Below are 21,329 nucleotides of genomic sequence, written 5' to 3' on the forward strand. Positions count from 1 at the left end.
ACCTCAGGCCGGCCCTGTCGCGGACCGGAGGGGACTGCTTGGACAACGTCATCATCGTCGCGTCTCGGCTTCGGCAATGGGAAGTTCGAACGGGCCTGCCGGTGCCCCGCTGCGGTCGCGTAGCGTGCACACCGGGCCATCGGCCCAGCAATAGCGGACATGCGTTGCGTGCGTCGACAGCGGGCCGCGCAGCAGGATCCGGCGCCCATCCAGTTCGGCGTCGCCGTAGTCGCAGTGGCGGGTATCACCCCTGGTCCCGCACAGTTCAAAACCAATCGGACGCAGCGCGCCGGTCGCGGTGAGCACGCCTTCGACATCCTCGAACGCAATGGCCACGCCAGCGGGCGTCCGCACGGCCGTTACCGCTCGCGGACCCGACGGCGCCACGTCCTGCTTGCCGTACACCACGTGGCGCGCCACGCGCGCCAGGCGGCGCCCGAGCTCCTGCTTGTTCGGCGGATGGATGTCGTAGGCGTCGCCGATGTCGATGGCAATGGCGAGCCCGCTCCGCGCATCCTCGGCGGCGACGCGCCGCTGCGCCTCACGCACCTGCGCCCAACCGCTGGCGGCGGGCACAACCGGCGGCTGGCCGTAGCCGGCCAGCTGCACCAGCAGCAGTGGCGTGCGCGCACCGAACTGCCGCCGCCAGTCCTCGCGCAGCGCACGCAACCGCATCGCATACGCCGCACCATCGCTGGTGTTCGATTCACCTTGATACCAGAGCATGCCGCGCAGCCCGAAGCCCCCGAGCGGTGCGATCATCCCGTTGTACAGCGTCGACAGCCCGGTGGCGGCCTGCCATGGCGCGAAAGGCGGCGCCTGCTGGCCCGCCGCCACCCGGTATTTCCAGAGGCCCTGCAGTGCCACGCGCTCGCCGTTGTCGAACTGCAGGCCGTATGCCGTTGAGGGGCCGGCCAGGCCGCCTTCGCCGTAGGTGTCCAGCACGTTGACCGCAATGCTGTTGGATCCCGCCTTCAACAGGCCACTCGGCAACGGATAGCGCCGCTGGCCGGCGCCGTACTGGCTGCCGACGGCGACCCCGTTCACCCAGGTCACGTCCACCTCGTCGGCCGATGCCAGCTCCAGGGTCGCGCCGCGTGCAGCCTGTTCAGCGCTCAGCACCACCTGCGTGCGATACCAGACCATGCCGTTGTAATCGGCAAGCGCGGGCTCGTTCCACCGCTCCCATGCGCCCAGTGTGGCCGGTGCGTGCGACCATGCGCGGTCATCGGTATCCGCGCGCCAAGGTGCGTCGCCCGGCAGCGCCCCTTCGCGCGTCTCCCACCAGTGCTGCCAGTGGCGGCCCCAGGCTGCGCGTGCCTCCAGCGGATCACGGGCAGAGCGCGCGAGAATATCGAGGGCCTCGTCCATGCCACCTTGCCCGCGCAGGGCATCGGTACTGGTCCAGGCCTCGATCCGCGAGCCGCCCCACGCTGCCTGGATCAGCCCCATCGGTACGGCAACCGTGCGCTGCAGTTCGCGGGCGAAATAGAAGCAGGCTGCAGAGAAACCGCGCACCGAATCGGGCGTTGCCCGCGTCCATCCAGGGTCACCCTTGAAGCTCTCCTGCGCCTGCACGGCCGCGTCCTTCGGCACGCTGAACAGCCGGATCCGTGGCAGCGTGGCCGAGGCGATCTCGCTGGCTGCGTTGAGCGAGCGCCAGACCGGCAGCTCCATGTTCGACTGCCCCGCGCACAACCAGACGTCGCCGACCAGAAGATCCCGCGCCGTCTCACGCCGGGTCCCGGCGGTTGCCTCGAGGGTGTACGGGCCGCCTGCGGCGATGGCGGGGAACATGGCCTGCCAGCGGCCTGCCCTATCGGCCTGTGTGGCCACCGCCTGGCCCGCGAAGGTGGCCGATACCGCCTGCCCAGGGCTTGCCTGGCCCCAGACGGTGATCGGCCGGTCGCGCTGCAGGACCGCATGGTCCTGGAACAGCGGGTGCAGCAAACCCGTCGTTTCGCCGGCCGCCACCGGTGCGGCAAGCCACGCCAGCACCATCAACGCCGCCGCGCGCGCGGACCATCCGAACCGGTTCATCGCCCATCTCCGGGTGCGAAAGGAAACTGCAACGCCTGGTAGTACGACAACGGCTGTGGCGGTGGCCGTTCTCCCGCCGGCAGCGGTCGGCCGCTGACTGACTGGAAGTACGCCACACTGGCATCGCGCCACCACTGCGCTTCCTCGCGCTGGATCTGCAGGAACGCCGCCACCTGCTGGTGCCGCTGCGGATCGATCCGATCGCGCAGGCCCGCCCAGGTCGCCTGCATCGACTGCACCTGGCGCACACCCCGCGAATAGCGCCCGACCAGTTCGTCCCACAGCGTCCTGCCCGAGCGCATGCGGCGGTCCCACGGCACGTGATGGAACCACAGCAGCAGCGACTCGGGCACCCGCGCCGGATCGCCATAAACCCCGGCAACCGGCGGGAAGTACTGCCCCACGGCGTTGCTTCCGCTTGCGCTGCGGTCAAAACCGATGCCGTTGCGGTCTGCACGGTGGTAGTAGACCGACGTCCAGTCCGCACGCGGGCCGCCGTCCACCCAGGGGCCGGGACCGTAGTGATGGCCGCGTGCCATGAGGTGATGCAACCCAAGCGGCGTCATGTAGTCCACTGCCGCCTCGCGCGAGTCCATCATCATCCGCACGATCGGGCCGGTCACCTGCGGGTCGGGCGAGAAGGTCAGCGCGGCCCAGTCCTCGGCAATGCCGCGCGCGGACTGCTGCGGATTCCATGCCAGTCGCCCGAACGCGTACCAGTTGGCCTGGTCGAAATGCGAGCCGCTCCAGGTGCGGTCTACGCCAATGTTCGCAACGCCGGCGATGCCGGTCAGTGCATGACCTTCCAACGAGCCGTCGACCACGCGGGCGACCGTGGAGCCCTCGCCACGTGCATGGGTGTCGGCCTGCAGCACTTCTTCGTAAAGCGTTCCCAGGTACACCAGGTGCGTCGCAAAACCCAGGTACTCCTTGGTGATCTGCAGTTCCATCATCAGCGGCGTGCGTGGCATGGCGCCGAACAGCGGATGGAACGGCTCGCGCGGCTGGAAGTCGATGGGACCGTTCTTCACCTGCACGATCACGTTGGGGCGGAAGGCACCGTCCAGCCCGACAAACTCGCTGTACGCCTGCTTGGCGCGATCTTCGGGAACCTGGTGCGAGTACACGAAGGCGCGCCACATCACTACGCCGTTGTAGGGCGCCAGTGCCTCGGCCAGCAGGTTGGCGCCGTCGGCATGGGAACGACCGTAATCCTGCGGGCCGGGTTGCCCCTCCGAGTTCGCCTTGACCAGGAAACCGCCAAAATCCGGAATGCGCGCATGGATCTCATCGACCTTGTCGCGCCACCAGCGCCGCACAGCCGGATCCAGCGGATCAGCCGTTGCCAGGCCGCCAAGCTCGATCGGCGCACTGAAGCGCGCGCTCAGGTAGACCCGGATGCCATAGGGCCGGAACAGGTCGGCCAGCGCGGCGGCCTTGGCCAGATAGGCCGGCGACAGGCTCAGCGCACTGGCATTGACGTTGTTGAGGACGGTGCCGTTGATGCCGAGCGAGGCGTTGGCACGGGCGTAGTCGGTGTAGCGCGGCTCACGCCACTGCGGCAACGTCTGCCAGTCCCACAGCGAGCTGCCTGCATAGCCACGCTCGACGTAACGATCCAGGTTGTCCCAATGGTTGAGCACACGCAGTGCGACCTGCGGCGACTCACGCACATCCAGCGCCTGCAGTGGGGTGCCACGCTGCATCAACCGCAGCAGATGGAACATGCCATACAGCACGCCGACATCCTGGCGTGCCGCCACAAGCAGCACGTCGCGCGCCTCGATCCGGACCCGCCGGATCAGGAACCCCTCGTTGCCCAACGTGGCGATCTCGTTGCCGTACGCGGCGACGAGTGTCGAAGATTGCGGCGTGCCCAGCACCAGGGCACGCTCGGTACTGATTGCCGTTCGCATTGGCGGCGCCGCTCCCAGCAATCCAGGGAGGCTGCGCGCAAGCTCGTCGCGGGTGGCGCGCTGCATTGGCGTGCGATCCGGGGCCACCACTTCGGCCAGTTGCCGCCGGTAATCGGCAGCGACCGTTGCGGCAACCGGCTGGTAGCGCATCCACAGCGCATAGCCATCCTCCGCCCGTGCCCCGCCAACACAGGCCAGCAGCACGAGGAGGGCCCACAGGTGCGTGCCGACAGCGCGCAACAACGGCGTTAACATGCGCCTTTGTAGACTACGTCCGGGCCCGGGGCAGCGCATCATCGTCCTTCGCACCCGCACGGCAGCGCCACCAAGAACAAAGGGATCGTGCATTGGACAAGCCGAAGAAATCGGTTCGCCGCAGAACCGCAGGCGTGACGATCGACGAGGTTGCGGCCCTTGCCGGCGTTTCGCCGATGACCGTGTCGCGGGTAATCAACCAGGGCAAGGTGCGCGACGTCACCCGCGAGCGCGTGCTGCGCGCCGTGCGTGAGCTGGGCTATACGCCCAATCTTGCCGCCAGTTCGCTGGCCGCTGCACAGCACACGCGCATTGCGCTGATCTACACCAACCCCAGCGGCGCCTACCTGCGCGAACTGCTGGTGGGCCTGCTGCGCGTCGCCTCCAGTTCCGCCATCCAGCTGGTCATCGACTACTGGGACAACCTGGATGCCGAATCCGAACGCAGGGCGGCGCGTGCGCTCGCCGGACGCGTCGACGGGGTGATCCTGCCGCCGCCGCTGTGCGAATCGCAGGCCGCCGTAAGCGAACTGGTCAAGGCTGGCATTCCGGTGGTGGCCATCGCATCGGGTCGCCTGAGCGAGGCCCTGTCCTGCGTCCGCATCGATGATTTCAGTGCGGGCAGGGAAATGACCGATCACCTGCTCCGGCAGGGACACACCCGCATCGGTTTCATCCGTGGGCGCGATGACCTGAGCGCAAGTGCGCTCCGCTACGACGGCTTCGTCACCGCCCTGCGCGAGGCCGGGCTGGCGGTGGAGCCCGGCCTGGTCCAGCACGGTGACTACACCTACCGGTCCGGCCTGGCCGCGGCCGAGAAGCTGCTGTCCCAGCGCCGGCCACCGACCGCGATTTTCGCCAGCAACGACGACATGGGCGCCGCCGCCATCTCCGTGGCGCATCGGCGCGGGCTGGAAGTGCCACGCGACCTGTCGGTGGTGGGTTTCGATGACACCTCGGCCGCCACCACCGTGTGGCCGGAACTGACCACGATCCACCAGCCCATCGCCTCGATGGCCAACGCGGCCATCGACATCCTGCTGCGCACCATCCGCCGTCCTGCGGGGGACGCAACGGTGCTGCGCGAACATGTGATGCCGCATCGGCTGATCGCACGCGGTTCGGTAGCCGCACCGCCTACGCGCCGGTAGCGAAGGCCCCGCCCTCATGCCTGCGCCTGCGCAGTAGGCGGCAGGGTGCCGGTCAGGCCGGCAGCAATCATGCGCCGCATCCAAGGGCGACCTCGGCTTCGTTCAGTGCGCCCAGCGCGACGCGTGACACGGAGATCGTCATCGCATCGGCCGTCACCACCGACCACGGTCGGTCGATCGCGTCCAGCTTTGCACCCGCCTTGGCCAGGCACTTCAGCGGCACGCCAACGCGCTTCCACTGGCCTTGTGGAAGCGCCGCCAGCGACGGCCCGATGGCGATGCGTGCCGAGCAGCCCACGCCGCAACCGACCGACAGCCACGCCTCACCCTCCGGCGCAGCGTCCACGCGCAGCGTGGTCAGCAGCATCAGGTCACCGTTGGATTCGCGCTGCAGGTCCAGCGCCGTGTGCGACTGCAGTGCAGCAACGGCCTCGCCCTTGCCCGACCAGGCCAGGCGTCGCCCATCCTCCTGCACCAGATGATCCACGCCGGTGATCTTCAGCCGATCATCGGGCAATGCGTCCGGCACGCGGGTCACGGTCAGGCCCTGGCCTGCGGCCTGCTCAAGGCGCAGCGCCATGCCGGGGCCTGCATCACCGCGCGCGAAGAACACGCCGGTCGCGCCCTCGTTGCCGGTCACGCCCGATGCCTCCGGCAGCGCGGCCAGGTCGCCGTTGTCGGCGTAGGTCAGGCCGAAGCCGAACGCAAACAACGGATCGTAGTCCTTCTGGCCGACGTTGTTGGCGTACTGGGTGGCGGTGCGCGGCCAGCTGAAACTGAGCTTGCCCTTGAAATCGTGCTGCACCCGGCCATCGCTTCCGCGCAGCAGTACATCGGCAATGCCGGCGCCTTCCGAGCCCGGCAGCCACGCGGCCACGAAGGCATCGGCGGCATTGATTTCCCGGTTCACCCAGAGCGGCCGCCCGCTCAGGAAGACCGCGACGACCGGTATGCCATCGGCCTTGAGCCGCTTGAGCAGCGCCAGATCCGTTTCGTTGCCCGGCTTGTAGGCCAAGGTGGGGCGGTCCCCCTGGAACTCGGCATAGGGGTCTTCGCCAAACACCACCACCGCCACGTCGGGTTTCACTGCATAGCGACCGTCAACGGCAAGCACGGCTTCACCACCGGCCGCCCTGGCCTGGCGCGCGATGCCCTCGTAGATGGAGTCCGCATTGCGGAAGTCCTTGCGCGTGGTGCCGGTGCCCTGCCAGTTGAGCGTCCAGCCACCGGCCTGCTTGCCGACATCGTTGGCGCCGTCGCCGGCCACGAGGATCCGCTGCTTCGGCGACAGCGGCAGGACGCCGTTCTGGTTCTTCAGCAGGACCAGCGATTCGCGCACGGCCTGCCGGGCCACCGCGCGATGTGCCGGCGCGCCGATCAGTGCGAACTGGCCGCCAACGGCCCGCGTGGACGGCCTGCCGGCCTCGAACAACCCCAGGCGGAACTTGACCCGCAGTATCCGGCGCACCGCATCGTCCAGGCGCTGCGGCGTTATCCGGCCGTCCTTCACCGCAGCCAGCGTCGTCTCGTAGAAGCCTTTCCAGCTGTCCGAGGCCATCGCCATGTCCAGGCCCGCGTTGATCGTGGCCGGGCAGTCCGTGGTGGTGCAGCCCTTGACCTGGCCATGACCATTCCAGTCGCCCACCACGAAGCCACCGAAGTTCATGCGTCCCTTGAGCACATCGGTGAGGTAGTGCCGGTGCCCGTGCATCTTTTCACCGTTGACGCTGTTGAACGATGCCATCGCGGTCTGCGCGCCGGCGGCGATGGCCGGCGGGTATCCGGCGGCGTGGATGCGTACCAGGTCCGGCTCACTGATGCGGGTGTCGCCCTGGTCCTTGCCGTCGGTGGTGCCGCCATCACCGAGAAAGTGCTTCACCGAGGCGATCACATGGCGGCCATCGAGGAACTCCGGTGTTCCCACCCTGCCCTGCAATCCCTCCACCATGGCGCCGGCATAGCTGGCCACCACCTCGGGCGATTCCGAGTAGCCCTCGTAGCTGCGGCCCCAGCGATCATCCTGGGGTACCGCAACGGTCGGTGCGAACGTCCACTCCATGCCGGTGACGCGGGTTTCCAGCGCGGTGATGCCACCGATCTGCCGCAGCAGCTCCGGATTGCGCGTGGCGCCCAGCCCGATGTTGTGCGGGAACAACGTGGCGCCAACGATGTTGCTCTGCCCATGCACGGCATCGATGCCGAACAGCAGCGGAATGGCCTTGCCGCCTTTCGACGTGTCCATGGAGGCGTCGTAGAAGGCGTCTGCCAGCGCCAGCCACTCGGCTGGCGACGCATCGTAGCGGCCACCGGGGTCGGAATTGCCACCGGCCAGGATCGAACCAAGGCGGTAGCGCCGCACGTCCTCGGGGGTGAGGCTGGCAATGTCGCCCTGCACGAGCTGGCCGACCTTTTCCTCCACCGTCATGCCTGCCATCAGGTCCGTGATCCGCTTCTCCAGCGCAGGATCCGCGGCCAGTGGCCAGGTGACCTGCGGCCACGGGTCGCTGGCGGCTCCCGCAGTGGCGGCGGGCCGGTCCTGGCCGTGGCAGCCCAGCAACGCCAGCGTCAGCACGGCGACCAGCACGCCGCTGCGGGATAAGGAGGTCTGCGATGTCATGGCGCTCATCCTTCCATCTGCTCCAGTTCCTTGCCCTTGGTCTCGTGCACATGCCGGACCACGAAAATCACCGAGATGATCGCCGCCACCAGGTAGATGCCGTAGGTGGCCGCCAGCCCTGCCGCGGCCAGCAGCATCGGGAACGTCACCGTGACCACGAAGTTGGAGGTCCATTGCGCTGCGCCGGCGACCGCCAGTGCCGAACCGCGGATCTGGTTCGGGAACATCTCGCCCAGCATCACCCACATCACCGGCCCCCACGACAGGTTGAAGAACACGACATAGGCATTGGCCGCCACCAGCGCCAGCGTGCCCATGCGCCCGGGTAGCTGCAGATGCCCGTCGGCCAGTGAACCACTTGCAAACGCGACCACCACCAGTGCAAGCGACAGCGACATCCCGGCCGAGCCGAACCAAAGCAGGGGCTTGCGGCCGATCCGGTCGATCAGCAGCACCGTGACCACGCAGGCGCCGATGCTCAGCGCGCCGGACAGCACGTTGATCAGCAGCGCGTCGTTTTCGGAAAAGCCGACCGCCTGCCACAGCACGGCGCCGTAGTAGAACACCACGTTGATGCCGACCAGCTGCTGGAAGCAGGCCAGTCCGACGCCGACCCACACAATCGGGCGGATCCGCCCGGTCGCCCGGCTCTTCAGATCGGACAGGCGCGGGCGATGGTGGTCGTTGGACAGCGAGGCATCGATCTCTTCGAGCGTGGCGCGGGCCTTGTCGTTGCCGAGCAGCCGGGTGAGCACGCGCAGCGCGTCGTCCTTGCGCCGCTTCACCACCAGGTAGCGCGGGCTCTCAGGAATGGTCAGCAACAGCAGCAGGAACACCAGCGATGGCGCGGCCTGCATCCAGAACATCCAGCGCCAGGCAGCCTGCCCGGCCCACAGCGGCTCGGTCGACGCGCCCGCTGCGGCCGCCAGCAGGTAGTTGGACAGGAAGGCAGCGGTGAGCCCGGTGATGATCGCGATCTGCTGCACCGTGGCCAGGCGGCCGCGATAGCGGGCCGGAGCGACCTCGGCAATGTAGGCCGGCGAGATCACGCTCGCCGCGCCTACCGCGAACCCACCCACCACCCGCGCCGCAATGAACCAGCCCGACGAGGCCGCCGCCCCGGCACCGAGTGCCGACAGCAGGAACATCACCGCCGACAGGATCAGCACGTTGCGACGGCCGAGGCGGTCGGCCAGGCGGCCGGCACTGAACGCGCCCACCGCACAGCCCAGCAGCATCGACGCGATCTCGAACCCCTGCATCCATTCACCGGACCGGAACGCCTGGTGCAGGCCGTCCTGGGTGCCGTTGATCACGCCGCTGTCGAAGCCGAACAGAAAACCGCCAATCGTCGCTACCACGCTGATCAGTACGATCAGCCGGGTGTTCTCACCGCTGCCTGCTGCCTGGTTCATTCCCGTCCCCTCGAGTGCACCGTTGCCGCGCTCAGCGCAGCAGGTACTGGTTGAGCAGGTTTTCGTAACGCTCCTGCTTGCCGCTGGCCTGGTGCGGTTCGCCGAGGCGGGCGGCCAGGCCCGCCAGGTCCGGCAGGCTGAGCGTGCCACGCTCGAACTCCTGGCCGGCGCCGCTGTCGAAACTCGCGTAGCGCTCCTTGCGCCATTGCTCCCAGGGCGACTCGGTCAGCAGTGCATGGGCAACCTCCAGCCCGCGTGCGAACGCATCCATGCCGCCGATATGGGCAATGAACAGATCCTCAAGGTCGGTCGACTCACGGCGCACTTTGGCATCGAAGTTCAACCCGCCCTCCAGCCCGCCCTGACGCAGCACGACCAGCATCGCACCCACCGTGTCGTACAGATCGCTGGGGAACTGGTCGGTGTCCCAGCCGTTCTGCGCGTTGCCGCGATTGGCATCAATGCTGCCGAGCAGGCCATGGTCGGACGCAACCTGCAGGTCGTGCTCGAAGGTGTGCCCGGACAACGTGGCGTGGTTGGCTTCGATGTTGAGCTTGAAGTCCTTGTCCAGCCCATGCTCCTTCAGGAACCCCACCACCGTGGCACTGTCGAAGTCATACTGGTGCTTCATCGGCTCCATCGGCTTGGGCTCGATCAGGAAGTTGCCCTTCAGGCCGATGCTGCGGCCGTAGTCGCGGGCCATGGTGAGGAAGCGCGCGAAATGTTCGATCTCGCGCTTCATCTGGGTATTGGCCAGCGACGCATAACCTTCGCGTCCGCCCCAGAACACGTAGTGCTCGCCGCCGAGTTCGACCGTGGCCTCCAGCGCGGCCTTGACCTGCACCGCTGCGCGCGCGACCACCGCGAAGTCGGGGTTGGTCGATGCGCCGTTCATGTAACGCGGGTGCGAGAACAGGTTGGCCGTGCCCCACAGCAGCTTGACGCCGGTGGCTTCCTGGCGCGCCTTGGCCAGGGCCACCATGTGCGAGAGGTTCTTCTGGTACTGGCCGATGTCGTCGGCATCCGGCGCCAGGTCGATATCGTGGAAGCACCAGTACGGCACGCCCAGCTTGGTGAAGAACTCGAACGCCGCGTCCACCTTCGCTTCGGCCGTGGCCAGTGGCGAGGCTGCCTCCCACGGGAACTGCCGGGTACCCGGGCCGAACGGATCGTGCCCGGCATTGCAGAAGGTGTGCCAGTAGCACACGGCGAAGCGCAGATGCTCCTGCATGGTCTTGCCACCGATGACCCGGTTTGCATCGTAGACCTTGAAGGCAAGCGGATTGTCCGAGCCCTTGCCCTCGAACGGAATGCGGCCGACGCCGGGGAAGTACTCCTTGGCGCCGATGAAGGGCTGCGTGCTCATGGTGCGTGCTCCTGTCGTTGTACGAGGTGTCGTGGAGGAGCCATCAGCCGCGCTGCAGCGGCGTGATGGCATCAAGATGGCTGAGGAAGCGTGCGTAGGCCCGTGCATAGGCAGCGCTGCGGGCCGGATCCGGCCGTGCGGACAGCGCCGGATCGACGGTGACGTGGCGCGCGGTGATGTCGCTGATCGAGGTGGCGTCTCCCTGCGCCCGGGCGAGCGCCCACAGCGCCTGCAGTGCCGCACCAAACGCCGCGCCTTCGGCCTGCACCGGGACGTCCACCGGCAGGCCGAACACATCAGCCACCAGCTGACGCCAGGCCGCGCTGTTGCTGCCGCCGCCGGTGAGCACGATGCGATCGAACTGCATGCCCGCGCGGACGAAGGCGTCGTAGCCGTACTTCAGGCTGTAGGTCGCGCCCTCCATGGCGGCGCGGTAGAGGTGCGCCGGGGTGAAATTGGCGATGTCCAGGCCTGCCAGCACGCCCTTGCCGAGCGGCAGGTCGGGGGTACGTTCGCCATTGAGGAACGGCAGCATCACCACCCCCCCTGCGCCCGGCGGCGTCGCGTGGAGGTGCGCATCGCCGTCGCGGGTGCTGAAACCGAAGGCGCTGGCCACGCGTTCGGTGGCTACGGTGCAGTTCATGGTGCAGATCAGCGGCAGCCAGCCACCGGTGGACGAGCAGAACGCCGCCCACGCGCCGTCCGGATCGATCATTGGCGAGCCGGAATACGCAAACAGCGTTCCGGAGGTTCCCAGGCTCATCGCCAGCCGACCTTCCGTGACGCAGCCGGTGCCGATCGCCGCCATCATGTTGTCGCCGCCGCCAACGGCCACCTTCACCGCCGCTGCAAGCCCGAGCGCGGCCGCGGCCCTCGGCGCGATATCAAACAGGGCATCGGGTGCTGCGATCGGCGGCAGGCAGGCGGCAAGATCACGATCAGGATCGGTGGCGCGCAGCAGTTCCTGCGACCAGGTGCGTGTGCGCACGTCCAGCCAGCCGGTTCCGGACGCATCGCCAAGCTCGCAGAACCGCTGCCCGGTCAACACGAAATTCAGGTAGTCGTGTGGCAGCAGGATGGTCGCCAGCCGCGCATAGGCGTCGGCACGGTGGATCCGGGTCCAGGGCAGCTTGGACGCTGCGTAGCCGGCCAGGATCGGGTTGCCCGCCAGCGCGATGGTCCGTTGGAACCCGCCCACGGCGTCCATGATCTGGATGCATTCGGCCGAGGTGCTGGTGTCGCACCACAGCTTGGCCGGCGCCAGTACCTCGCCGGCATCATCAACCGGCACGAACCCATGCTGCTGCCCCGATACCGCCAGTGCGACGATGCGAGCGCGCAGCGAGGGGTCGATCCTGGCAAAGCAGTCGCGCAGGGCCGACACCCAGTCGGCAGGCGCCTGTTCACGGCTGCCGTCGGCACCGCTGTCCAGCGCGAGCGGCACGCTGGCCGAGGCCACCACCACCTGCGTCCGCGGGTCATAGACCAGCACCTTCAGGCTCTGCGTCCCTGCATCGATCCCTGCAACCAGACCCATCGAAACCGCCTCCGATCAAAAAAGGTAGCGCTAACATTCCGTGGACTCAAAAAGGGGGCGTGGTGTCCGGCCCCCTCGTTGCCACCGCGCGCGTCATCGCCAGCGGTGTTGCCGCACTGTAACCAGCTGCAGCGGAAAAAGCGTGCTGCAACGCAAAACCCTGTTACGCGCTTGCTGCCGTCGAACGCCACACGTCCACGCCGGACCTGCAGTACTGCGCGATGAACTCCGCCTGCGCCGGCATCTGCGCGGCAGCCTGCTGCACGGGCTGCTGGATGCCCTTCAACAGGGTGCGCAGATCGGCGTCGCTCACGGCCCGCGCCAGCGGGTGGGCGGGACCGGGCGCGATGCCCTGCCCGAGCAGCACGCTGGTCCAGGATTCCACGCGGAAAACCTCGCCGGGGTCCTGCCACGCATGTGCACGCTCGCGCCACGCGCTCAGCCGCTGCTGCAGCGATTCGGGCACGCGCATTTCGCGACACGCCTTCCACATCGGTTCGGTGCGCTGGGTTGCGTGGTAGTGCAGGATGATGAAGTCGCGCACGTGCTCCATTTCCTGGCAGCTGACATCGTTGTACAGCTTCACCAGCGACGCACTGATGCCGTCGAACGGGAACAGCTGGATCAGGCGCACTACCGCGCTGATCGTCAGATGGATGCTGGTCGACTCCAGCGGTTCGATGAAGCCGCTGGCCAGCCCGAGCGACACCACGTTCCTGTTCCAGGCCTTCAGCCGGCGCCCGCTGCGGAACGGCACCTTCCATGGATCGCGCAAAGGTGGAGCCCCGGCATCGCGCAGCAGCTTCGCTGCGGCCTCGTCATCGGACAGGTGGCGGCTGTCATACACCAGCCCGCAGCCAACGCGGTGCTGCAGCGCGATGTGCCAGCGCCACCCCGCTTCGTGGGCGATCGCCCGGGTATAGGGCACCGGCGGCGCCACCGCTTCGGTCTGCACCGCCACGGCGCGGTCGCACGGCAGCCATTCGTGCCAGTCCTCGTAGCCGGTGCCCAGCGTCTGCTCGATCAGCAGGCCACGGAAGCCGGTGCAGTCGATGAACAGGTCGCCCTCGATCACCTGGCCGTCGTCCAGTACCAGCGCCTGCACCGAACCGTCGTGCGCGTGCTGCCTGACCTGGGCGATCCTGCCTTCGATCCGGCGCAGGCCGTGGGCCTCGGCCCTGCGGCGCAGGAACCGCGCATACAGGCTGGCATCGAAATGATACGCATAGCTGGCCTGCGGCTGGGTGTGCAGCGAGAAGCGGTCGCCATGCGATGCGATGCTCTCCAGGCTGAAGTCGCCCAGCTCCGAGGGCATGCCGCGGCGCAGGCTGTCCAGCCAGAAGTGATGGAAGGGTGCCGCCCAGGTGCCGTGGCCGATGGTGCCGAACGGATGGAAGAAGCGATCCCCCGGCAGGCGCCAGTTCTCGAACGAGATCGACAGCTTGAAGGTGCCGGCCACCGCGCGCAGGAACTCCTGCTCGTCAATCTGCAGGAAGCGATGGAAGGTGCGGATCGGCGGCACGGTGGACTCACCGACGCCGACCGTGCCGATCTGCTCGGACTCGACCAGCGTGATCTGCAGCTGGTCACGGAACTGATGCGCCAGCGCGCAGCCGGCCAGCCATCCCGCCGTACCGCCACCGGCAATGACCACCTTGCGGATGCGCCCTGCAGGCGTGCTCTGGGTATCCAACACGGTGCCCTCTCTCAACGGTTGAGCCTGCCCAGCAGCATCGCGCGCATGCGGCGGGCGCGCTGCTCGTCGAACGGTGCCAGATCCCCGCGCGCCGTCTCAGGCAGGTGCTGACCGGCGCGCTCGCCGGGGCCGAATACGTAGTAACGGAAGAGCCCTTCCCAGGCCTGCTTCTCACGCGCTGGCAGGTCGCGCACGGACCACATCGCGTGCTGCAGCGCCGCCAGCGGCGACCCCAGCCAGGCCGGCGAGCTTCGCCACCAGTAGTTCACCAGCACGTTGAACGGTTCCAGGCTGCGTACATGGTGCCACCACATGCTGGGAATGAAGATCGCATCGCCGGGCCCAAGTACCGCCCCGCGTGCATGCGCCAGCGCCTCGCGGAAGCGTGGATGCCGATCGAAGTCGGGGCGCTCGAAGTCCACCACGCTGACCACCTGTCCGCCCGGCGTGGGATCGAGCGGGCCCGGATACAGGTTGTCGACCTGGGCGGGCGGGAACAGCGTGAACTCGCGCTGCCCCACCGCACAGCAGGCGAGGTTGTCGGGTGTGTCGAAATGGCACGAGGCCGTCACCCGGTTGCCGATCCAGATGCTGGCGGCGGCATCGATGCCCTGCTTCGCCAGCCCGGCGTCGTTGGCCTGCGCGAATGCCGGCAGCAGTGCCCGCGTGATCGGCAGCGAGGCGACGTAATAGGTTGGCGGCCGCGGCGCATGCAGCGCCGCGGCGATCTCTTCCAGCACCTGGGCGAGCACGCCACGCCGCACTTCGAAATTCAGCCGGGTGAAGTCCGCGCTGTAGAACGGGCGGCCCACGATCTCGGCGCCGCCGAACGAGTACTGGATGGGCGCACCCGCATCGACGCTGCACAGGTACGCCATCGCGTCACGCACGCCACCCAGTCCGGCCTGGACCAGTGGCCAACCGCTGGCGATGCCGCGCAGTACGACCGGCTCACCGGCCTCCACCAGGGCGGCCAATGGCAAGGCAGCAGGATCGATGCCTTCCAGGCTCCGTATCGGCAGGCGGGCTTGCACCGGTCAGTTCCTGACCGCCTGCGCGGTGCCGTCCTGGACGCGGAGACGGCGCTGCTTCTCGGCGATCAGGCGGCGCATGTTATGCAGCGACGCAAGCATCAGGTACGCACCTTCCAGGTAACCGGCGCGGTTCAACGCCGCCAGGCGTGAACTGTCCAGCGCCGCCAGTCGCTCGCGGTCGATGCCGTGCAATCCGCTCACGCCCACGCGGTGATGCGGCGCGAGCTGCACATCAAGCGTGACCGGCTGGATGAGCCCACAGTCGTCGAGCATTGTGAACATACTGGCCGCAAAGGCACTGCCCTCGTGGATGCCGCGCAGCACGCCGGCGATGTGGTCCAGGTAAGGCGTGTTTCCACCCTGCGGCAGGAACACCGGCTCACCGGCGCCGGAGGTGACACGCGGATGGTCCAGGTCGACGTGCATCACCGCGTCCTGGGTGAGCAGGCCGTCCACGTAGTGCTCCTGGAAGCCGATCAGGAACGGCCCTTTTGCGGCCGCGCCGGGCAGGTAGGAGGCATTCCAGCGTCCGTCCTGCAGGTACAGGTTCTCGTGCTGCTCGAAACCCAGCAGGGCCACCGACTGCCACGCCCCGGTCCCGGCCTCCCGGCGCAGGAAGATCGGATATTCGCGCTGCAGTTCGGCGAACTCGCTGGGATAGGCCGGCACCATGCCCACCGCATCGCCGAACTGCGGCCCGAATCCGATGGCGACCTTCAGGTCCCGATGCGCGATGTTGTTGAGCATTTCATAGCGGGCCATCGAGGTATCCAGTCCAGTGCGGGGTGGCTGGCCAGCAGGGTAGCGCAGGCGCGGCAGGTGCGGCGACACCGTCCCGGCACGGCACCGCTGGCGGGCAGCGGTACCGTGCCGGGCGCATCGGCAACCAGGCTCAGAACTTGTAACGGACGCCCAGCATGTAGCGCGGGCTCTGGTCTGCCAGCTTGACGATCATCTGCGAGGTGCGCGAGCGCCACCGCACATCCTCGCCGGTCAGGTTGATCGCCTCCAGGCTGAAGGACCAGTGGTCATCCAGCGCGTAGTTGACGCTGAGATCCCACTGCTCGTACGGCTCCACGTAGTACGGATTGCGGCTGGAACCCTGGTTGGCCAGGATCAGGTACTGGTCGCGCCAGTTCCATGCCAGGCGCACCGACCACCCGTACTTCTCGTACATCAGCATGGCGTTGGCAGTGTCGCTCAGGCCGGTGAGCGAGAACTGGTCGATACCCGGATCGCCGCCATTGTTGTAGCCGACATCACCTTTGACCACGGTGTAGTTGGCCAGCACGCCGAAGCCGGTGTCACCGAAGAAGTACTGGCCGCCCAGTTCCCAGCCATGCAGCTTGGACTTGTTCTGGTTGATCGGGCGATTGACGTTGAACTGGTACAGCGGGTCGTTGGCCTGCCCATACAGATCGTAGGCCGCTTCGGTGGCCAGTACCTGCGCATCGGTGCCGTTGTAGGCGCCCAGGCCAGCTGGATTGTTGCGCAGCAGCGCCAGTGCGGTGAACAGCGAGGTGTCGTTGGCTGAGCAGGCGGCCGCATTGGCCGGCCCGACCTGGGCCACGCAGGCGCCGCTGGTCAGGAAGTCCAACGCCGCCCGCGCATCCGGCCCGGAGGTCGGGTCGGTGAGGCCGTACAGGCTTTCCTGGACGACCGTGTTGCCGATGAAGTTGCTGACCGACTTGTTCCAGTAGGTCAATGACACATAGCTGGCGTCGGCGAAGTACCACTCCAGCCCCAGGTCGAGGTTGTCCGATTCCAGCGGCTTCAAGCTCGGGTTCTGCGAATTGCCGCTGGCGCGCGACGAGGGATCGATCAGCACCGAGCCGAACGGCTGCTGGGCACCGGGCCCTGCATACAGGTTGCCGTACGGCGCTCGGGCAATGCTCTTGCCGAACGAAACGCGGCCCTTCAGTTCCTCGGTGAGGTCGATGCTGAAATCAAGGTTGGGCAGGATGTAGCTGTACCTGGCCTTCTCGGTGAAGGGCTGCTGCTCGTCGGACAGCACGATGCGGAAATCGTTGTTGGCCTGCCACTCGATGGACTCGGGAACGGCAATGACCGAGGTCGACACCACGTCGGTGGTTTCATAGCGCACGCCCAGGCGGGTATTGGTGCGCATGCCGCCCAGCTCCCCGTCCAGCTCCACCTGGAAGTACGCCGCCTTGGTCTTCTCTTCCACGAAGTTGTCGGCTGCGCGTTGCGGATCCACGCCCAGGCCGACGCCGTACTCGCGCGACGCCCATTGCGCGAGCTGCCCGGCATTGCCGCGCCAGGCCGGCCAGCTGTTGGCACTGTAGTCATCGAACAGGCCGACGATGCTGACCGGCTGCAGCAGGTCCATCAGGCCGGCGGCGGTATCCCGGTCCACGTTGGCCACGCCCCAGTCGCCCAGTGTCGAATAGGCCTCGGCGGCCTGGATGCGGTGGGTGGTGGACTTGTTCGTATCCACGCCGAACTGGAAGCGGCCGTGGTCGAAGTTCCATTCGCCGTCGACACGCGCCTGCTTGATCTTGCTGATCTGGGTCTGCGCGTTGACGCGCAGCACCTGGGTGCCGATCTCGCCTTCCTGGAAGCCCGGGTTGACCACGCCATTGGTCCCGGCGATCGCATCGGCAGTACTGGGATACCAGACCTGGGTGCCGACCGGCAGGCCATTGTTGAAGTTCAACTCCTGTACCCAGGAGCCACCGCAATGCGGGCCACGGGTGCAGTTGTTGGTGCCGGCAATGCTCATGAAGATGGAGCCGCCGCCGGTCAGTGGGTCATTGGGGCGGCTTTCATTCTTCGAATTGTGCGCATCGAAGCTGAGCTTGAAACGGTCGCTGACATTCCAGACCGCGTTGAAGCCCAGCGAGCCCAGCTTGTACTCCTGCATGCTGCGCTGCTGTTCCAGCCCGAAGTCCTTGGTGCCGGCGATCTCGCGGATGTAGACCGGGGTGGCGACCGCACCGGAGGTGTCGAACTGGACATTGGTGTAGTTGCTGTTCTGCAGCCACATGCCCTGCTCGCCACGATTCTCGGTGATCTCGTTGGTCGAGTAGGTGTAATCCATCGTCAGGGTCAGGCTGTCCGTCGGTGCGAACTGCAGCACGGCCTGCCCATTGACTCGCTCGCGCTCGAATTCGGAGAACGCGTAGCGCAGGTCGTTGGGCCGCGCATAGAGCTGGCCGACGGCCGGGGCGTTCACCACGGTCGGGTTGCCCGGCATCGACCCCGTCCAGGGCTGCACGTTCCAGTAGTTCTCCGTGGCCTGCACCGAGCCGCCCTTGCGCTTCTGCTGGCTCGCGCTGAGGCTGACGCCAAAGGTCTTTTCCGGATTGCTGTAACTGAAGATGCCCGACAGCTCCGGCGTCAGGTCGTTGTCGAACGGCTGGCTCTGGTCGGAGACCAGCTTTGCCCCGGCATTGGCCACGATGCCGGCGTGGTCGAGCGGGCGCGAGGTCAGGATGTTGATCGTCGCGCCGATGCCACCGCTGGGCACCTGTGCCTGGCTGGTCTTGTAGACCTCGATGCCATTGATGGCCTCGGCGGCCAGCTGCGCGAAATTGAAGGCGCGAGTGCCGCCGTCGACACCGCCGATGGCCACCTGCCCGGAGGCACCGAATGCATCGGCGCCGGGCATCTGGCGACCATTGAGCGTGACCATGTTGAACTGCGGACCAAAGCCACGCGCGGTCACCTGCGCGCCCTCGCCGTCACGGCGCTCGATGGAGATGCCGGTGATGCGCTGCAACGACTCGGCAAGATTGGTATCGGGGAACTTGCCGATGTCCTCGGCGCTGATCGCGTCGACCACGCCCGCCGAGTCGCGCTTGATGTCCATGGCCTGGCTCAGGCTGTTGCGTATGCCCGTGACCTGCACTGCATCGAGCTGGGTCGGCTGCGACTGGCTCTGCGGCTGCTGCCCGGTCGCCGGTGCTGCGTCCTGCGCAAACGCAGGATTGATGACCAGGGCGCCACCCACGAAGGTGAACATGGCCCGGGACCGGAACTTCGCCAACGCGCGGCTCATGAACCGGACCTCGGGCCCGGGGTGCCACGGAAACTGCAAGTGCTCATGAAAGTCCCCTCTGACATACGATCGAATGGATGTACCGCCCCCTCCCAGGGGCACGCACGGGCGTGGCCCGCATTCCAAACCGAACAGCACGGCTGCTGGAGCACGCCGCGACTTACACTTGCTTTTCAAGCCTGCCAGGACAAACACGCGGCAAAGAAGGCAGCCCCTGGACCCTGGATCCCCGTCCGACTGGTAGCGCTACCATCGCGTTGCAGCGGAGAGTAATCACCCGGGTTCGCGCTTGTCACCATGCAGCGCAGCAAATCGGCAGCGCGCGTAGCGGCGCTGGAATCACCCCGCTACCGATGACCGGGCTGCCGCTGCATCCGGTCACCGCTCACCCGCCGCAGGAAAGATGCCCGCGCCTGCGGGTCATCCAGAAAGGAACGCACCGTGAACGCTCTCCAGCGCATCGCCGCCGCAGTCGGCTCGCCGTACTCGTTCCGTCCGGCTCCGCCGTTTTCGCCGCCAACGCCGTGATCGTGGACGGAGCAGATGAGCCGCTCACCGTGGCGCTACGCAGGGGCTACCACTCCGGTCCCAGCAGCTTCATCACTTCGGCCTCCAGTTTCTGCGCGGCCTCGTCCTGGGAGGCGACCTTGATGCACAGCCCCGACTGCGCCGGCCCGGGCATCAGCTGGTATCGGTTGATGGTGCCGCCCCCGTCGCCGTCCAGCGCCACGCGCGCCACCACCGTGCGCCCATTGGCGTGGAAGGTCCAGTCCTGGTAATCAAACATGCTTCAGTATCCCGGCGGCCAAGGGGTCATCCCACCTTAGGCGGCACGACAGTGAAGAAGGCTCCAGGAAGTTGTTCAGAGCGCGTGGACATGATGACGGCAGCACCTACTGCAGTGCCCGCGCCAATTGCAGGACATCGGCGAAGAAGGACGCGTAGTCGTCCTGTGGGGCGCGGTGGCTCTCGCGCCGATGGATCAGGCGCACTGCGACGACGCGTTGTTCCGGAACGATCATCAGGTATTGGCCCAGGTAGCCGTTGGCGGCAAAGCCGACGACCGGTCCCCGTGTGATGTCGTAGAGATCGGCGAGCTTCAGGCCGCGCGCGGCGATCTGGCTGGCGTAACGCTGCGGCCCGTCCGCACCCAACCGTTCGGTGAGGAATGCGATCAACTGCCCCCGGCTGTCGAACGTGCGCCCCGCGCTGGCCTGCACGGCGCGGCGCACGTCATCGTCAACGCCGTGCCCGGCCAGCAGGTCATCCAGCCGGGGTTTGAGCTGATAGCGTTCCCACGCTGGTATCCGCCACCACAACAGGCCCACGTCAGGCGAACGGGCACTTTCAGCAGTGATCAATGCCACTGACCGTTCACTCAACAGTCGTTTGCCATCCGGCGCCACGCCTCCATCCAGCAACAGTTGCCCGATGGCGGCAAGATCGGCGGCACGCAGGGACAGGCCCGCCATTCCCAGCGGAGTGCCTGCCTCATCCTTCATCCAGGCGTGGTGGGCAATGCCCAGCGGCTTGAACAGGCGCGCATCCAGGTAGGCATCCAGCGGCTCGCCCGCCAGGCGCTCGACAATGCCGGGCAGCAGGTTGGTGGCCTTGTTGTTGTAGGAAAACACGGCGCCCGGGTCGTCACTCAGCTCGGCTGCCAGTGCCAGTTTGACCAGGTCCGGGGCCCCTTCCAGTTCGGCGCCCGCGTTGGCCACGTTCTGCAGGCCCGAGGTGTGGTCCAGCAGCATGCGCACGGTGATGCGGCTCTTCCTGCCCTGTTTCCATTCCGGATAGATCTGGCTGACCGGTACGTCGATCGAAGCCAGCTTTCCTTCGTCCAGCAGCAACGCAATGCCCAGCGCGACGACGGACTTGGTTGCCGACATCAGGTGCACGGATTCCTGCGCTGGGGCGGGCTTCAGCTCAAGCAGCGTGTCCCGGTCGTGCATCACGAGCACCGCATCGGTATGCGAAGCACGCGCGTTGCGCTCGATCGTGGCGAGGGCGTCGGCAGGCGGCGTCGCATGGGTGGGCCCCGCGATGCCGATCACGAGGGCCAGGGCGCAGGACAACCAGCAGGACGTTGGCATTGCGTTCTCTTCCAGTGAGTGTGCGTGCAGTGTGACTACACATGTAGTCACACCGCAGTGCCTGAAGTCATGCCGCGCTTGATTGCCCATCCGCACTGGACGCCGGGTTCGTCACTAACCCGCCCGGCCCCCCAGCAGTCGCCATGCCAGTGCGCACGGTATGATGCGGCGATCCCGGAACCTGCGAT

General features: G+C 67.2%; 13 protein-coding genes. 1 reads left to right on the plus strand and 12 read right to left on the minus strand.

Annotated features, from left to right (window positions below):
- Positions 1-51: 51 nt before the first annotated feature.
- Positions 52-2,040 carry a sialate O-acetylesterase gene (locus AC5P7F_RS15995; RefSeq protein WP_164076899.1) on the minus strand — a complete coding sequence of 663 codons (1,989 nt, stop codon included), beginning with the start codon at positions 2,038-2,040 and terminating at the stop codon, positions 52-54.
- Entirely contained in the window at positions 2,037-4,211 is a 2,175-nt protein-coding gene (locus AC5P7F_RS16000) for an alpha-glucuronidase family glycosyl hydrolase (RefSeq protein ID WP_164076900.1), read from the minus strand. Before AC5P7F_RS16000 ends, AC5P7F_RS15995 begins: the two co-directional genes overlap by 4 nt.
- 92 nt (positions 4,212-4,303) lie before the next feature.
- Here AC5P7F_RS16000 and AC5P7F_RS16005 point away from each other — a divergent pair, with 92 nt between their 5' ends.
- Positions 4,304-5,362 carry a LacI family DNA-binding transcriptional regulator gene (locus tag AC5P7F_RS16005; protein WP_014647205.1) on the plus strand — a complete coding sequence of 353 codons (1,059 nt, stop codon included), beginning with the start codon at positions 4,304-4,306 and terminating at the stop codon, positions 5,360-5,362.
- Positions 5,363-5,429: 67 nt separating this feature from the next.
- On the opposite strand, the gene AC5P7F_RS16010 is transcribed toward AC5P7F_RS16005, so the two are convergent.
- From AC5P7F_RS16010 to AC5P7F_RS16055, 10 genes are all read right to left on the minus strand, one after another.
- A complete protein-coding gene (locus AC5P7F_RS16010) occupies positions 5,430-7,988 on the minus strand; it encodes a glycoside hydrolase family 3 protein (RefSeq protein ID WP_197641300.1) in 2,559 nt (852 codons plus the stop codon).
- Positions 7,985-9,394 carry a sugar porter family MFS transporter gene (locus AC5P7F_RS16015; protein WP_046430740.1) on the minus strand — a complete coding sequence of 470 codons (1,410 nt, stop codon included), beginning with the start codon at positions 9,392-9,394 and terminating at the stop codon, positions 7,985-7,987. Before AC5P7F_RS16015 ends, AC5P7F_RS16010 begins: the two co-directional genes overlap by 4 nt.
- A gap of 31 nt (positions 9,395-9,425) precedes the next feature.
- Positions 9,426-10,760 (minus strand): xylose isomerase, encoded by a 1,335-nt coding sequence (xylA, locus tag AC5P7F_RS16020; RefSeq protein ID WP_043395866.1) that lies wholly within the window; start codon positions 10,758-10,760, stop codon positions 9,426-9,428.
- A gap of 43 nt (positions 10,761-10,803) precedes the next feature.
- Positions 10,804-12,297, minus strand: coding sequence for a xylulokinase (gene xylB, locus AC5P7F_RS16025; protein ID WP_164076902.1), 1,494 nt, complete (start codon positions 12,295-12,297; stop codon positions 10,804-10,806).
- Positions 12,298-12,460: 163 nt separating this feature from the next.
- On the minus strand, positions 12,461-13,993 hold the full coding sequence (locus AC5P7F_RS16030; protein WP_142234755.1) for a tryptophan halogenase family protein: 1,533 nt from the start codon (positions 13,991-13,993) through the stop codon (positions 12,461-12,463).
- 11 nt (positions 13,994-14,004) lie between these two features.
- Entirely contained in the window at positions 14,005-15,027 is a 1,023-nt protein-coding gene (locus AC5P7F_RS16035) for a cupin-like domain-containing protein (protein WP_164076903.1), read from the minus strand.
- A 3-nt stretch (positions 15,028-15,030) separates the two neighbouring features.
- The gene (locus tag AC5P7F_RS16040) at positions 15,031-15,789 is read right to left on the minus strand and encodes a SapC family protein (RefSeq protein WP_164076904.1); all 759 of its coding nucleotides are present in this window, start codon (positions 15,787-15,789) and stop codon (positions 15,031-15,033) included.
- A gap of 130 nt (positions 15,790-15,919) precedes the next feature.
- Positions 15,920-19,048, minus strand: coding sequence for a TonB-dependent receptor (locus AC5P7F_RS16045; protein WP_164076905.1), 3,129 nt, complete (start codon positions 19,046-19,048; stop codon positions 15,920-15,922).
- A gap of 574 nt (positions 19,049-19,622) precedes the next feature.
- The gene (locus AC5P7F_RS16050) at positions 19,623-19,835 is read right to left on the minus strand and encodes a hypothetical protein (RefSeq protein ID WP_046430752.1); all 213 of its coding nucleotides are present in this window, start codon (positions 19,833-19,835) and stop codon (positions 19,623-19,625) included.
- A 106-nt stretch (positions 19,836-19,941) separates the two neighbouring features.
- Positions 19,942-21,141 (minus strand): serine hydrolase, encoded by a 1,200-nt coding sequence (locus AC5P7F_RS16055; RefSeq protein WP_239510462.1) that lies wholly within the window; start codon positions 21,139-21,141, stop codon positions 19,942-19,944.
- Positions 21,142-21,329 lie beyond the last annotated feature (188 nt).

It is taken from the genome of Stenotrophomonas sp. YJH_SMC_105-26 (assembly GCF_059368915.1).

Coding starts and splice junctions, on each gene's coding strand:
- AC5P7F_RS15995 (WP_164076899.1), bottom strand. CDS start 2,040: ATGAACCGGTTCGGATGGTCCGCGCGCGCGGCGGCGTTGATGGTGCTG.
- AC5P7F_RS16000 (WP_164076900.1), bottom strand. CDS start 4,211: ATGTTAACGCCGTTGTTGCGCGCTGTCGGCACGCACCTGTGGGCCCTC.
- AC5P7F_RS16010 (WP_197641300.1), bottom strand. CDS start 7,988: ATGAGCGCCATGACATCGCAGACCTCCTTATCCCGCAGCGGCGTGCTG.
- AC5P7F_RS16015 (WP_046430740.1), bottom strand. CDS start 9,394: ATGAACCAGGCAGCAGGCAGCGGTGAGAACACCCGGCTGATCGTACTG.
- xylA (WP_043395866.1), bottom strand. CDS start 10,760: ATGAGCACGCAGCCCTTCATCGGCGCCAAGGAGTACTTCCCCGGCGTC.
- xylB (WP_164076902.1), bottom strand. CDS start 12,297: ATGGGTCTGGTTGCAGGGATCGATGCAGGGACGCAGAGCCTGAAGGTG.
- AC5P7F_RS16040 (WP_164076904.1), bottom strand. CDS start 15,789: ATGGCCCGCTATGAAATGCTCAACAACATCGCGCATCGGGACCTGAAG.
- AC5P7F_RS16045 (WP_164076905.1), bottom strand. CDS start 19,048: ATGAGCCGCGCGTTGGCGAAGTTCCGGTCCCGGGCCATGTTCACCTTC.
- AC5P7F_RS16050 (WP_046430752.1), bottom strand. CDS start 19,835: ATGTTTGATTACCAGGACTGGACCTTCCACGCCAATGGGCGCACGGTG.
- AC5P7F_RS16055 (WP_239510462.1), bottom strand. CDS start 21,141: ATGCCAACGTCCTGCTGGTTGTCCTGCGCCCTGGCCCTCGTGATCGGC.